The organism is Klebsiella sp. SWET4, from assembly GCF_024296565.1.
In the GTDB taxonomy this organism is placed as follows: domain Bacteria; phylum Pseudomonadota; class Gammaproteobacteria; order Enterobacterales; family Enterobacteriaceae; genus Klebsiella; species Klebsiella variicola.
Genome location: NZ_JANCOB010000011.1, coordinates 13,027 through 27,370, shown reverse-complemented (window position 1 = coordinate 27,370; position 14,344 = coordinate 13,027). Strand labels below are relative to the sequence as shown.

Below are 14,344 nucleotides of genomic sequence, written 5' to 3'. Positions count from 1 at the left end.
CGCGACGGGCGTTCAGTCCATCAGCCCCGTTTTTGCACCAGGGCAACGATGGCGGCGGCATCAAACCCGTGGTACTGGCGCATCCAGCCGCGATCGGCGGCGGCGGCGTACTCCCCGTCCCGGATCCCCAACCGCTGCAGGGCAATGCCCACCCCCGCTTCCGCCAGCACCTCCGCCACCAGGCTACCCAACCCACCGTTGACGTTATGCTCTTCGACGGTGATCACTGAGCCACACGGCCGGAGCGCCGCCAGCAGCGCCGCGGTATCGCAGGGGCGGATCGACGGCACGCTGACCACTTTCGCCTGGATACCGAGGTCGGCAAGCTGCTGCGCCGCCTCCACCACTTCATGCACCGTCGAACCGGTGGCCACCAGCGCGACGTCCTCGCCTTCGCGCAGGGTCAACACGGCGCCGGGAACAAAGCGATACGACTCGTCAAGCAGCTCCGGCAGCGCCTTGCCATCGAGACGAATATAGACCGGGCCCTGATAAGCAAGAGCATAGTCGATGATCTGCCGACATTCGCGCGGCGTGGAGGGGGCGAAGATCTGGATATTGCCAAAGCCGCGCATCACCGCCAGATCGTCAATGGCATGGTGGGTGCTGGCCAGCGGGCCGTAGCTGGCTCCGGCGTTAAGGCCGAACAGCTTGACGTTGGTGTTGTTGTAGCAGACATCCACTTTGATTTGCTCATTGGCCCGCGAGATAAGAAACGGCGCGGCGTTACAGGTCACCGCCACTTTGCCGCCCAGCGCCAGACCGGCGGCGGTGCCGACCATGCTCTGCTCAGCGATGCCGACGTTCACCAGCCGGCCGGGAAACTGCTTAATAAAGGGGGCGATTTTAGCCGTCGACGTGGAGTCGGCCACCACCGGCACCAGATCGACACCACTTTCCACGGCGGCGATAAAGGCCTCGACCATGACGTTAGCCAGGTGTTCTGTATTACTCATCTTTCAGTTCCTCCAGCGCCAGAGCGATCTCTTCGCCTTTCGGCACCCGGTGGTGCCACTCCGGGCGCCCCTGAATAAAGGAGATCCCCGCGCCTTTCGTGGTGTTGGCAATAATAACGTTCGGTTTACCGTTCTGCTGTAGCCCCTCGATGGCCGCGACCACCGAGGCCATGTCGTTACCCTGGCACTCGCTGACTTCCATACCGAAGGCGCGCCATTTATCGGCCAGCGGATCGGTATTCATGATTTCGCGCGTCGGCCCGGCCAGCTGGAGGTTGTTCTTATCATTAATAATGACCAGGTTATCCAGACCGTAGTGCGCCGCCGCCAGGGCGGCTTCCCAGTTACTGCCTTCCGCCAGTTCGCCGTCGCCGGTGATCAAAAAAATGCGGCGGGTGCTGTTGCTTTTCTTCGCGGCCAGCGCCAGCCCCACCGCAACAGGCAAACCGTGACCCAGCGCGCCGGTGTTCAGCTCGATGCCCGGCGTTTTCTGCCGCACCGGGTGGCCGGGGAGATGGGAGTTGGCATGCTGGTAGGTCTCCAGCCACTCGACCGGGAAGAATCCCGCTTCCGCCAGGACGCAGTAGTAGCAGCCCACCGCATGGCCTTTCGACTGGATGTAGATATCGCGCTGCGGGTCGTCGAGCCGGTCCGGCGCGACGTTAAGGACGCGGAAATAGAGCGCGGTTAACAGTTCGACCTGCGAAAGGTCAGCCCCGGTGTGGCCGCCGGCCGGACTATTGGCGTTTAAGCGCACAATATGGCGCCGCACCGCGCGGGCTTTACGCTCCAGCGTCTGAATATCATATCTGTAGGGATTCATTTCACACCTCTGAATTTATTTTCAGCATGGAATATTTATTCCAGCAAGGACTAAAAAAACCAGATATCCCCATGCCGGGTGGTAAGCCTTCTGCCACAGCGCCCTACTCAGGAACATTCTGCCTCCCGCTCCAGGCGAAGCCCGGATAAACACATTGACTCGAAATCGCCTTGAATATATATTCAATAATGATTCTTTATTCGATTATGGCCTGGCTGTTTTGTTTTTGTCCATAGTCGATTTTGAGGATTGGCAAAAGTTAGACGCCTGTCACACTTAAGTCTGATTTTTTTTCGCGTATGATAAAAGTCACTACGATAATGGCTGCAGCTAACCGCCTGAAGAAAGGCGATAAATGATTTTCGAGGATTAATATGGCTAAGCAGGATGAACAACGGCTATTGGTTAAGATTGCCACGCTTTACTATCTGGAAGGACGAAAGCAGTCTGATATCGCCCAACTTCTCTCGCTGTCTCAGTCATTTGTCTCCCGCGCCATTACCCGCTGCCAGAAAGAAGGCGTCGTCAAGATCAGCGTCGTTCAGCCGTCCAACATCTTTCTGAAGCTCGAAAAAGGGCTTGAGGATCGCTACGGCCTTAAGCAGGCGGTGGTGGTGGATACCGAGGAAGAGGCCAGCGATCATACCATCAAGCGGGCGATTGGCTCCGCTGCCGCCCACTATCTGGAAACCCGGCTGCGGCCAAAAGATCTGATTGGCGTCTCCTCGTGGAGCTCAACCATTCGCGCGATGGTCGATGAAGTTCATGCGCAAAACCTGAAAGCCAGCGGCGTGATCCAGCTGCTGGGCGGCGTCGGGCCAAACGGTAACGTGCAGGCGACGATTCTTACCCAGACCCTCGCCCAGCGCCTGAATTGCGACGCCTGGCTGCTGCCTTCACAGAGCATCGAGGGATCCATGGAGGAGCGCAACCGGCTGCTGGCCAGCAAAGATGTCGCTGACGTGGTGTCGCGCTTTGATGAAGTGGATATCGCCATCGTCGGCATCGGCATTCTCGAACCCTCCCAACTGCTGAAAACCTCCGGTAACTACTATCACGAAGATATGCTGCAGGTGCTGGCGGCGCGCGGCGCGGTGGGTGATATCTGCCTGCACTACTACGACAAAAACGGCCATCCGGTGTTACGCGATGATGAAGATCCGGTGATCGGTATGGCGCTGGAGAAGGTCAAAAAATGCCCGAACGTGGTCGCGCTGGCCGGCGGTACCGATAAAGTCGCGGCCATCAAAGGCGCCCTCACCGGCGGCTACATTGATGTTTTAATCACCGATTATCCTACCGCTCGCATGCTGGTTAGCGACTAACCTGCCGCGCTGCTTTTCCTCACTGCCGCCCTGACGTGCTTTTTTAGCTTCAGGGCTGGCTCTGTTAATGCATTTAAATTCAATCAGTTAATCAACCACTCCAGCCGCCAACTGCCGCTTTCGCCGATCGGCGAAATGTGATTGCCAGCACAATTGATGATTTTTCCGGTAGCCCGTCACCGGGTTTGTGGCTTAAGGTATCAAATAAATAATCACTATCGAATATATATTCAGTGATTAAAAAGATGATAACGAAATGTCACAACATGGCCTACACAGACGCAGGAGACGGTGGGAGATATTCCTCGTCTTCGCGGTTCCAGGACACCGAGTGACCGAGGAGAGCACGATGCAGGCGACAGCAAAAGAGTTCATCATTGCCCTGGATGAAGGCACCACCAACGCCAAAGCGGTGGTGCTGGATAGCCGGGGCAAAGTTATCGTCAAATTCTCGCAGCCGCTGGCGATCCAAACGCCGCGCGACGGCTGGGTGGAGCAATCGGGCGAAGTGCTGGTTACCGCCTCGCTGGCGGTGATCGCCAGCGCGGTGGCCCACGTTGGCGCGGAAAACGTCGCCGCGCTGGCCATCAGCAACCAGCGGGAAACCGCCATCGGCTGGTATCGCGACAGCGGTGAACCGATTAACGCGGCGATCACCTGGCAATGCACCCGCAGCGCCGCGTTCTGCGACACACTGCGTCACGATCGCCAGGAACAGCACATTAAGCGTGCCACCGGCCTGCCAATCGCCCCGCTGTTCTCGGCCTCCAAAATGCGCTGGCTGCTGGATGCGACTGTCGATGGCCACCTGCGCGCCGAACGCGGTGAGATTTGCCTCGGCACCATCGACAGCTGGCTGCTGTGGAATCTGACCGCTGGAGAAGCCTTCTGCTGCGACTACTCCAATGCCGCCCGCACCCAGCTGCTGAACCTGCACCGCGGCGAGTGGGACGACGAGATGCTGGCGCTGTTCGGCATTCCGCGCGCGGCGTTGCCGGACATTAAACCGTCGAGCGGCCTCTTCGGCCATACCAGAGGACTGGCCGCCATTCCGGACGGTATTCCGATCATGGCGATGATCGGCGACTCCCACGCGGCACTGTTCGGCCACGCGCTCGGCGAGGCAGGCTGCGTCAAAGCCACCTACGGCACCGGCTCTTCGGTCATGGCCCCGGTCAAATCGGCGAAGTGCGATATCGACGCGCTGGCGACCACAGTCGCCTGGCACGATGGCGACCAGCTGGTGTGGGGCCTGGAAGGGAATATTCCTCACACCGGCGATGCCGTCGCCTGGATGGCGGACAGCACCGGCCTGAGCGAACTCTCTGCCGCCGAGCTGGCCCATGAGCTGAATACCCTCCCCGCCTCCGTCGACTCAACCCTCGGGGTCTACTTCGTGCCGGCGCTGACCGGTCTTGGCGCCCCCTGGTGGGACGACAGCGCCCGCGGCGTGATTTGCGGCCTGAGTCGCGGGGTGAAACGCGCGCATCTGATCCGTGCGGCGCTGGAGTCCATCACCTATCAGATAGCCGACGTGGTGGTGGCGATGCGTCAGCATGAGGAGTTCACCCTGACGGCGTTGATGGTGGACGGCGGGCCGACCAACAATGACTGGCTGATGCAATACCAGGCCGATCTGCTCGGCTGCCCGGTGATGCGCAGCGACGTGCCGGAGCTGTCCGCCATCGGCGCGGCGTTGCTGGCGCGCAAAGCGATCCATCCGGGGTCGACCGCCGATCTGCAGGCCTTCTTAACCGAACACAGCACCTTTCAGCCCAACATGGCCCGCCACCAGCGTTTACAAACGCGCTGGCAGGAGTGGCGCCATGCGGTCGACCGAACATTATGGAAACCGGACTCGCCAGCCTGACCGCCAGACTGCGCGACGACACGCATTCACTTATCACAGGAGAAACCCGGCCCATAACGATATCGCTATCCCCGAATACATCAGGGGAAATTTCAGACCGTAAAAGCCTGCCCGCTCAGGGGCTCATTTGTTCGAATATAAAAATACAGGAACAGAGTCATGAAATTACGTATAACCCTTTTAACCGCTGCTACCCTGACCGCCTTCTCCTTTGCCGCGCACGCCGCGGAGAAAGGCACCATTATGATCATGGTCAACTCGCTGGATAACCCGTATTACGCCTCGGAAGCCAAAGGCGCCAGCGAAAAAGCCCAGGCGCTCGGCTATAAAACTACCGTGCTGTCCCATGGCGAAGATGTCAAAAAGCAGAATGAGCTTATCGACACCGCGATTGGTAAAAAAGTGCAGGGCATTATTCTCGATAACGCTGATTCCACCGCCAGCGTCGCCGCCATTGAAAAAGCCAAAAAAGCCGGCATTCCGGTGGTCTTAATTAACCGCGAAATTCCGGTTGATGATGTGGCGCTGGAACAAATTACCCACAATAACTTCCAGGCCGGCTCTGAGGTCGCCAACGTCTTCGTGGAAAAAATGGCGGAGAAAGGCAAATACGCCGAGCTGACCTGCAACCTCGCCGATAATAACTGCGTCACCCGTTCTAAATCTTTCCATCAGGTCATTGACCAGTATCCGGATATGGTCAGCGTGGCGAAACAGGATGCCAAAGGCACCCTGATCGACGGCAAACGCATCATGGACAGCATCCTGCAGGCTCACCCCGACGTGAAAGGCGTCATCTGTGGCAACGGGCCGGTAGCCCTCGGCGCGATTGCGGCGCTGAAAGCAGCCAACCGTAGCGATGTGATCGTCGTCGGCATCGACGGCAGCAACGATGAGCGCGACGCCGTGAAAGCCGGCACCCTGCAGGCAACCGTGATGCTGCAGGCGCAGGCCATCGCCGCTCAGGGCGTCACCGATCTGGATAACTACCTGCAAAAAGGCGAGAAGCCGGCGAAGCAGCGCGTGATGTTCCGCGGCATTCTGATTACCCAGGATAACGCCGATAAAGTCCAGGATTTCAACATTAAGTCCTGAGTTCGGGTGGTTGCGCCCCTGCGGGGGCGCAGAGGAGAGCATTATGTTTAAGAAAACCTGTCTGACGCTGGCCGTACTGGCGCTAGGGGGCTGTCGCATCGTCTCGCAGCAGGAGCTGGCAGACCTGAAATCCCCGCCCAACCCGCATATGGCGAATATGGATAAAACCTGGCAGCAGAGCATCGTACCGCAGGTGGTGACGAAAGCGCGTCCGGCGGCGGAACTGATGAGCGCGCTCAAGGCGGCAAAAGACATTGATAGCGCCTGTAAAACCCTCGGCTACCGTGCGCAGGATGAAAACCCCTGCATCTTCTACGTCAAGGTTTCAGGCACCGTCAGCAAACTCGATACCGCCTCGCGCAGCGGCAAAATGACCCTGTCCGACGCCAGCGTCGGCAAGGTGACGGTGCAGATTGGCCCTACCCTGCGCGGCACCCAGCTGCGCGACGGCTACAGCGGCGCCAGCTATCAGGACTTTAATGACCAGGTGCTGTTCGGCGAGTACAGCAAGAATATCAACAGTCAGGCGGTCAAAATGATTCAGACAGCCAACGTCAAAACCGGCGACAGCGTGGAGGTGTACGGCGTCTTCTCGGCCTGGGATATTCCGCAAACTCTCCCGGAAATTACCCCGGCGAAAATCATTCATGCGGGGGGACAATAATATGGCGCCGCACGATCTCGTCGCTCCCCAGCCCGTTGAGTCCGAAGTGATTATCGAAACCCGCGGCCTGTCGCGCGTCTATCCCGGCGTGACCGCCCTGGATAATGTCAATTACCGGGTCTATCGAAATAAGGTCAACGTGCTGATCGGAGAAAATGGTGCGGGTAAATCCACCATGATGAAAATGCTTGCCGGTGTGGAAACGCCCTCTTCCGGGCAAATTATTCTTGATGGCGAAGCGGTTTCATTACAGTCGACGCATCAGGCAGAAAAACTGGGCATCAGTATTATTTTTCAGGAACTGAATTTATTCCCCAATATGAATGTGATGGACAACATCTTCATGGCGAATGAATTCTTTCAGAAAGGACGCATTAACGAAAAATACCAGTACGCGCTGGCCAAATCGCTGCTGGAACGGCTGGAGCTGGATGTCGATCCTTATGCTCCGCTGGGTGAACTCGGTATCGGCCACCAGCAGTTAGTCGAGATTGCCCGCGCCCTGTCGAAAGACACCCGGGTGCTGATCATGGACGAACCCACCTCGGCGCTGAGCCAGTCTGAGGTCAAAGTGCTGTTCAAGGTGATCGCGCAGCTTAAACGCCGCGGCGTGACCATCATCTATATCTCGCATCGCCTCGAAGAGCTGATGGAGATTGGCGACAACATCACCATTTTCCGCGACGGTCGTTTTATCAGCGAGCGTCACGTCAGCGACGCCAGCGTTCCGTGGATCATCGAGCAGATGGTCGGTGATAAGAAAAAACACTTTGATTATCAACCGGCGCCGAAAGGCGACGCAGTGCTTGACGTCAAAGGGCTGACCGCGCTGCATCCGAGCGGCGGCTACAAACTTAATGACGTCACCTTCACCCTCAGCAAAGGCGAAGTGATCGGTATTTACGGCCTGCTGGGCGCCGGGCGCACCGAGCTGTTTAAAGGTCTGGTCGGCTTGATGCCCTGCCAGCGCGGCGAGGTGCATCTTAACGGCGAAAGCATCGGCAAATCTCGCTTTCAACAGCGCCTGAAAAAGGGGCTGGCGCTGGTGCCGGAGGACCGTCAGGGCGAAGGCGTGGTGCAGATGATGTCGATTCAGGCCAACATGACGCTCTCTGATTTCAGCCTGCAGGGGTTCCGCCGCGCCTGGCGCTGGTTGAATCCGCAGAAAGAAGAGTCCTGCGTGAAAGAGATGATCCAGCAGCTGGCGATCAAGGTCAGCGACGCCACATTGCCCATCACCTCGCTGAGCGGCGGCAATCAACAAAAAGTGGTGCTGGGTAAAGCGCTGATGACCCAGCCGCAGGTGGTGTTCCTCGACGAACCGACGCGCGGCATCGACGTCGGCGCGAAAACCGACGTCTATCACCTGATCGGCAAAATGGCCCAGCAGGGGCTGGCGGTGATGTTCTCATCTTCGGAACTGGATGAGGTGATGGCCCTTGCCGACCGCATCCTGGTGATGGCCGATGGCCGCATTACCGCCGATCTACCGCGTCACGCGGTGACCCGCGAACAGTTAATCGCGGCTTCAACACCTCAAGATTAATCAGGCTGGAATCCATCATGAACCAGAAATATATGATTTATATGTACCTGCTGAAGGCCCGCACCTTTATCGCCCTCCTGCTGGTGATCGCGTTCTTCAGCGTGATGGTACCCAACTTCCTGACCGCCTCTAACCTGCTGATCATGACCCAGCACGTGGCGATCACCGGCCTGCTGGCCATCGGCATGACGCTGGTCATTCTCACCGGCGGCATTGACCTGTCCGTCGGCGCGGTGGCGGGGATCTGCGGCATGGTGGCGGGCGCGCTGCTGACCAACGGCCTGCCGTTGTGTAACGGCGATATCCTCTTCTTTAATGTCCCGGAGGTGATCCTCTGCGTGGCGATCTTCGGCGTGCTGGTCGGTCTGGTCAACGGCGCGGTGATCACCCGCTTCGGCGTGGCGCCGTTTATCTGCACCTTAGGCATGATGTACGTCGCCCGCGGCTCCGCGCTGCTGTTTAACGACGGGAGCACCTACCCGAATCTCAATGGCATGGAAGCGCTGGGCAACACCGGTTTCGCCACCCTCGGCTCCGGAACCCTGCTCGGCGTCTATCTGCCGATCTGGCTGATGATCGGCTTCCTCGTGCTGGGCTACTGGCTGACCACCAAAACGCCGCTTGGCCGCTACATCTACGCCATCGGCGGCAATGAGTCTGCCGCCCGCCTCGCCGGCGTGCCGATCGTGAAAGCGAAAATATTCGTCTATGCCTTCTCCGGCCTGTGCGCGGCGTTTGTCGGCCTGATCGTCGCATCACAGCTGCAAACCGCGCACCCGATGACCGGCAACATGTTTGAGATGGACGCCATCGGCGCCACCGTGCTCGGCGGCACTGCGCTGGCCGGCGGCCGTGGTCGGGTGACCGGGTCCATTATCGGCGCCTTCGTCATCGTCTTCCTTGCCGACGGCATGGTGATGATGGGCGTTAGCGACTTCTGGCAGATGGTGATTAAAGGCGTGGTGATCGTCACCGCTGTGGTCGTCGACCAGTTCCAGCAGAAGTTGCAGAGCAAGGTCATCCTGATGCGCCGCCACGAGGAGAAACTGGCCGCCATCCCCCCCAACGGCGCCACCTCCAGCTAACCGGCAACGATTCACATCTTCCGCCGGGCCTGGTGCCCGGCTCAGCGAAAGGGAAAAAATATGCAACGAGATTTCCAGAACAAAACGGTGGTGATCACCGGCGCCTGCCGCGGCATCGGCGCAGGTATTGCGGAGCGCTTTGCCCGCGACGGCGCGAATCTGGTGATGGTCTCCAACGCCGAGCGCGTTCACGAGACCGCCGAAACCCTGCGTCAGCGCTATCAGGCGGATATTTTATCGCTGCAGGTCGATGTCACCGATGAAGCCCAGGTGCAGTCGCTGTATGAGCAGGCCGCCGCGCGCTTCGGCACCATTGACGTCTCCATTCAGAACGCCGGGGTGATCACCATCGATTACTACGACCGGATGCCAAAAGCCGATTTCGAAAAAGTGCTGGCGGTCAACACCACCGGCGTGTGGCTGTGCTGCCGCGAGGCGGCCAAATATATGGTGAAACAGAATCACGGCAGCCTGATCAATACCTCTTCCGGCCAGGGGCGACAGGGCTTTATCTACACGCCGCATTATGCCGCCAGCAAAATGGGCGTGATCGGCATTACCCAAAGCCTGGCTCACGAGCTGGCGCCGTGGAATATCACCGTCAACGCCTTCTGCCCGGGCATTATTGAAAGCGAAATGTGGGATTACAACGATCGCGTGTGGGGCGAAATTCTCAGCACCGAGCAGAAGCGCTACGGCAAGGGCGAACTGATGGCCGAGTGGGTCGAGGGCATTCCGATGAAACGCGCCGGTAAACCGGAAGACGTGGCCGGGCTGGTGGCCTTCCTCGCCTCCGACGACGCGCGCTATCTCACCGGGCAGACCATCAATATCGATGGCGGTTTGATTATGTCGTAATCCCCCGCGGGTTAGCGGGCCCCATCGCCCGAATAAGGCGTCCCGCATTGGCGCCACCACGCCGGGACGGCCCCCCGGTGGCGCTTCGCTTACCGGGGCTACGTAACACCGCCGAAAGGTTGCCCGGATAAGGCGCGGCGCGCCGCCATTCGGGAAACAGGGCTCCCGACGTTCGACACTATATTGAAGAGAGTAAACATTATGATCGGTAAAGATTTTGCACAGCAGCTGTTTAACCTGCAGGGGCGCGTCGCCTTCGTCACCGGCGCCGGCAGCGGTATCGGCCAGACCATCGCCTGCAGCCTCGCCAGCGCGGGTGCGCGGGTAGTCTGTTTTGATCTTCGCGACGACGGCGGGCTGGCGGAAACGGTCAGCCATATTGAATCCATCGGCGGTCAGGCTTGTTCTTATACCGGCGATGTCCGCCAGATTGCCGACCTGCGCGCCGCCGTCGCGCTGGCCAAAAACCGCTTTGGCCGCCTCGACATCGCCGTCAACGCCGCCGGGATCGCCAACGCCAATCCGGCGCTGGAGATGAAGAGCGAGCAATGGCAGCGGGTGATCGATATCAATCTCACCGGCGTATGGAACTCCTGCAAAGCGGAAGCGGAACTGATGCTGGAGTCCGGCGGCGGGTCGATTATCAATATCGCCTCGATGTCGGGGATTATCGTTAACCGCGGCCTCGACCAGGCACATTACAACTGCTCCAAAGCCGGCGTGATCCATCTGTCGAAAAGCCTGGCGATGGAGTGGGTGGGCAAAGGGATCCGCGTCAATTCCATCAGCCCGGGATATACCGCCACGCCGATGAATACCCGTCCGGAGATGGTGCACCAGACCCACGAGTTTGAAAGCCAGACGCCGATGCAGCGAATGGCGAAGGTGGAAGAGATCGCCGGCCCGGCGCTGTTCCTCGCCAGCGACGCCGCCTCGTTCTGCACCGGCGTAGACCTGGTGGTCGACGGCGGGTTTGTCTGCTGGTAATCCTCTCCTGCTTCAGGGCGCCACGCTGCGGCGCCCCTCTCCATCCCTGCCGTTAAACCAGCGGATACTGTTGAAATACCGGCAGCGCCTCTCCCTTCTCCGCCAGCGAGCGGATATGAGGAAACGCCGCTGCCGACACCACCGCCGGGATCATCAACTGGATAAAGGACCAAACCACCGTGCTGGTGACCAGCACCTGATCCGGCTGCGCGGCGGCGGCGCGGTCTGCCAGCCGGGCGTCCCATTCCCGACAGGCGGCGAGCAGTTGGCCGGTCACCCGGACTATCCACGGCTGATGCTGCTTCTCTTCCGGCCGCAGACGGTGCTCATAAACATGCTGGACCGCTTTTTCACTGGCGGCGAGGATCACCCCCAGCAGGTGCAGATCGCGGGCCAGCGCGTCAGGCTGCGCGGGAAACAGCCGGCGCCCGGTGGGATTGGTCGTTTCGAAATAGTGGAGGATCAGGGTGGAGTCCATCAGTTGCGTCCCGTTATCGAGCACCACCGTCGGCGCCTTGACCACCGGATTAATACGGGAAAATTCGTCAAAGCCGCTAAAGACCGAGAGCGGCAGACTCTCGAATTCCACGCCATAGAGCGCCAGAGAAACCGCCACGCGTCTTACATAAGGTGAATCCATCATACCAATGAGTTTCATCGTCACTCCTGCCTGCGATAAAGGGGTTGCGGCTTTACCTTACTGGAAAACCGAGGCCGCGAATATCACGGGATACTTACCGCAATGGTTAGTCAAACTAACAGATTGGCGATTCGCGGTAGCCCTCCAGTTCCCCTTGTGCTATAACGACTGAGGCAGCATTTGGCTCCTTTTCAGCCTGTTTGCAGCGGCTTTAAAAGCCGCTAACCCGGTAGTAACGTTAACGTATCGACTCACTGACAGAGAAACCACCATGGCAGATTTTCCCCCTGTCGCCAGCCTGCGCAGCTTTGAGGCGGTGGCGCGCCTCGGCAGCGTGACGCAGGCCGCCCACGAGTTGAGCGTGACCCATTCGGCGGTCAGCCAGCACATCAAACAGCTGGAAGCCCTGGTCGGCGTCACGCTCTTTATCCGCCACGGCCGCGGGGTGCGCATCACGGAAGAAGGACGGCTCTATGCCCTGCAAATCCGCGAGGCGTTACAGCACATCGCCGACGCCACGCGCATGGTGCAGATCAAACCCCGCACCCTGGAAGTGACCCTGGCGACGCTCCCCTCCTTTGGCTGCCACTGGCTGCTGCCGCGGCTGGCGCGCTTTCAGGCGCGGCATCCGCAGATCGCGGTGCGCCTGCTGACCAGCCTGGCGGTGGTTAACCTGCAACAGGAGGGTATCGATCTGGCCATTCGCATGGGGCAAGGCGACTGGGAGGGGATGGAAAGCCGGCATCTGTTTGCCGATGAACAACTGGTGGTGGCCGCGCCGCACTATCGCAGCGGCGACCTGCCGACCACCCCGCAGGCGATCGCCGCCAGCGATATTATTTTTTCCATGGAGTCCTGGCATGCCTGGTGCAGCCAGGCGGGACTGGAAAAGCCGATCGTCCCCGCGGGCCTGCGTCTGAACGACTCCAATCTGGTGCTGGAGGCGGTCCGCCTGGGGGCCGGCGTAGCGCTGGAGCGGCGCTCGCTGGTGGCGGGGGCGATAGCCCGCGGCGAGCTTGTGCAGCTCACCGCCGTCACCGTCCCCTACCCCTGGCACTACTGGCTAACCGTCTCCCCGCAGGCGGAGAACCGGCCGGAAGTCGCCCGGTTCATCGCCTGGCTGGGGGAGGAGATCGCCCTCTGGCGCCAGCAAATCAGCGCTTAGCCTTCGGCCGAAGGCGGCAGGCCCGTCCGGGCGGCGTGCTCCTGGGAGAGACGCCAGAAATCGTGCCCGGCGGGATACTGATAAAGTCGCAGGGAGAACTGCCCGGCCACGGCGGTAATGTACTCAAATATCGCCGACTGGGTGTTTTCGTAGTCTTTCCACAGCGTCGAGGAGGTGAAGCAGTAAATCTCCAGCGGGATGCCCGACGGCGACGGTTTCAGCGTTCTCGCCACAATGTACATCTCCTTAATAATATCCGGTCGCTCGGCGAGATAGTGCATCAGATAGTGGCGAAACAGGGTCAGGTTGGTCAGCCCGTTATCGACAAACCAGCGGTCGGCCACGCCGCCGGGATCCCGGCCATCAAGCAGCGTGCTCAAAGGCTCACTCACCCCGCGGATGGTCAGCATCGAGGAGAGCATCTCCTGGTCGAGAAAACGCACCGAGTGCTGATCGATGGCGATACTGCGCATGATCCGCCGCGCCCCGGAGGAGAACATCGCCTGCCAGTTGGTATAGGTCTCGGTGAGGAAATTCTTCGTCGGGATGCGGGAGATCGTATTGTCCCAGTTGCGGATGGTAATGGTGTGCAGCGCGATGTCCGTCACTTCACCGCTGAGGTTCTTGTCAGGCATTTCAATCCAGTCCCCCAGCTGGAGCACGTCGTTGGACGACAACTGAACGTTCGCCACCAGCGACAGCAGGGTATGCTGGAACACGATCATCAGCACCGCCGCCACGGCCCCCAGACTGGAGATAATAATGATCGGCGATTTGTTCGACATCACGGCGAGGATCATAATCGCCGCCAGGATGTGAACTAAGATTTTGCCTATCTGGATATAGCCCTTAATGGAATGATTTTTACGTTTGGTCTTTCGCAGATAAGAGCTGTTGACAATATCCAGCATCTCGTTGAAAAACACCGACATAAAAATAAAAAACAAGATCCCGCAGATGGTATTAATCGCCGTCACCAGCGATGCCGGCATCGCCGGCATAAACTGCAGGACGTAATAGACGATAATAACCGGAATGAAATTGGACAGTTTTTCGGCGATGCGTCGATCCTTCTCCAGCGGCACATCCTGTTTGTGGCTACTAAAGAAGACCTTACGCACCACTTTAATCAGCAAGAACTTGCATAAAAGATGGGCAAATATGCCGGAGACCAGCAGCAGAATAAGATTAAACCCCACCGCCAGCGCCGGATTACTCTCAATAAACGTCAGTAGATGATTCACATACGCCATGCTATATCGCCTGAATAACTATGCCATTTCGCTGACTGCTTTATCACAAGGGCATATATTTGGAAAATAAATCAATC

13 protein-coding genes and 1 pseudogene are annotated in these 14,344 nt (G+C 58.9%); 9 read left to right on the top strand and 5 right to left on the bottom strand.

Annotated elements, in window-relative coordinates:
* Positions 1-20: 20 nt before the first annotated feature.
* Complete coding sequence (locus NKJ21_RS21480; protein WP_060876219.1) at positions 21-956, bottom strand: transketolase family protein; 936 nt, start codon at positions 954-956, stop codon at positions 21-23.
* A complete protein-coding gene (locus tag NKJ21_RS21475) occupies positions 949-1,779 on the bottom strand; it encodes a transketolase (protein WP_008805574.1) in 831 nt (276 codons plus the stop codon). The genes NKJ21_RS21480 and NKJ21_RS21475 overlap by 8 nt, the downstream gene beginning before the upstream one ends.
* Before the next feature lie 374 nt (positions 1,780-2,153).
* Here NKJ21_RS21475 and NKJ21_RS21470 point away from each other — a divergent pair, with 374 nt between their 5' ends.
* The 8 genes from NKJ21_RS21470 (at position 2,154) to NKJ21_RS21435 (ending at position 11,209) form a co-directional block, all read left to right on the top strand.
* The gene (locus NKJ21_RS21470; protein ID WP_002893602.1) at positions 2,154-3,104 is read left to right on the top strand and encodes a sugar-binding transcriptional regulator; all 951 of its coding nucleotides are present in this window, start codon (positions 2,154-2,156) and stop codon (positions 3,102-3,104) included.
* Positions 3,105-3,453: 349 nt separating this feature from the next.
* Positions 3,454-4,974 (top strand): FGGY family carbohydrate kinase, encoded by a 1,521-nt coding sequence (locus tag NKJ21_RS21465; protein WP_239270580.1) that lies wholly within the window; start codon positions 3,454-3,456, stop codon positions 4,972-4,974.
* Between the two features lie 159 nt (positions 4,975-5,133).
* Positions 5,134-6,069: a D-ribose ABC transporter substrate-binding protein gene (locus NKJ21_RS21460; protein ID WP_004176926.1), complete on the top strand. Its 936-nt coding sequence runs from the start codon at positions 5,134-5,136 to the stop codon at positions 6,067-6,069.
* Between the two features lie 43 nt (positions 6,070-6,112).
* Positions 6,113-6,733 (top strand): DUF2291 family protein, encoded by a 621-nt coding sequence (locus NKJ21_RS21455; protein WP_004176927.1) that lies wholly within the window; start codon positions 6,113-6,115, stop codon positions 6,731-6,733.
* A 1-nt stretch (position 6,734) separates the two neighbouring features.
* Complete coding sequence (locus NKJ21_RS21450) at positions 6,735-8,279, top strand: sugar ABC transporter ATP-binding protein (protein WP_002893593.1); 1,545 nt, start codon at positions 6,735-6,737, stop codon at positions 8,277-8,279.
* 17 nt (positions 8,280-8,296) lie between these two features.
* Complete coding sequence (locus NKJ21_RS21445) at positions 8,297-9,364, top strand: ABC transporter permease (protein ID WP_254733210.1); 1,068 nt, start codon at positions 8,297-8,299, stop codon at positions 9,362-9,364.
* 60 nt (positions 9,365-9,424) lie between these two features.
* Positions 9,425-10,222 (top strand): SDR family oxidoreductase, encoded by a 798-nt coding sequence (locus tag NKJ21_RS21440; RefSeq protein WP_004191416.1) that lies wholly within the window; start codon positions 9,425-9,427, stop codon positions 10,220-10,222.
* A gap of 201 nt (positions 10,223-10,423) precedes the next feature.
* Complete coding sequence (locus NKJ21_RS21435; RefSeq protein ID WP_239270579.1) at positions 10,424-11,209, top strand: SDR family oxidoreductase; 786 nt, start codon at positions 10,424-10,426, stop codon at positions 11,207-11,209.
* A gap of 52 nt (positions 11,210-11,261) precedes the next feature.
* On the opposite strand, the gene NKJ21_RS21430 is transcribed toward NKJ21_RS21435, so the two are convergent.
* Positions 11,262-11,867, bottom strand: coding sequence for a glutathione S-transferase (locus NKJ21_RS21430; RefSeq protein WP_239270578.1), 606 nt, complete (start codon positions 11,865-11,867; stop codon positions 11,262-11,264).
* Positions 11,868-12,120: 253 nt separating this feature from the next.
* On the opposite strand from NKJ21_RS21430, the gene NKJ21_RS21425 reads away from it, so the two are divergent.
* Positions 12,121-13,014 carry a LysR substrate-binding domain-containing protein gene (locus NKJ21_RS21425; RefSeq protein WP_023322206.1) on the top strand — a complete coding sequence of 298 codons (894 nt, stop codon included), beginning with the start codon at positions 12,121-12,123 and terminating at the stop codon, positions 13,012-13,014.
* On the opposite strand, the gene NKJ21_RS21420 is transcribed toward NKJ21_RS21425, so the two are convergent.
* Positions 13,011-13,739 (bottom strand): mechanosensitive ion channel domain-containing protein, encoded by a 729-nt coding sequence (locus NKJ21_RS21420; RefSeq protein WP_323807589.1) that lies wholly within the window; start codon positions 13,737-13,739, stop codon positions 13,011-13,013. The genes NKJ21_RS21425 and NKJ21_RS21420 overlap by 4 nt on opposite strands.
* A gap of 107 nt (positions 13,740-13,846) precedes the next feature.
* Positions 13,847-14,267: pseudogene (locus NKJ21_RS21415) on the bottom strand (hypothetical protein).
* Positions 14,268-14,344: the final 77 nt, after the last annotated feature.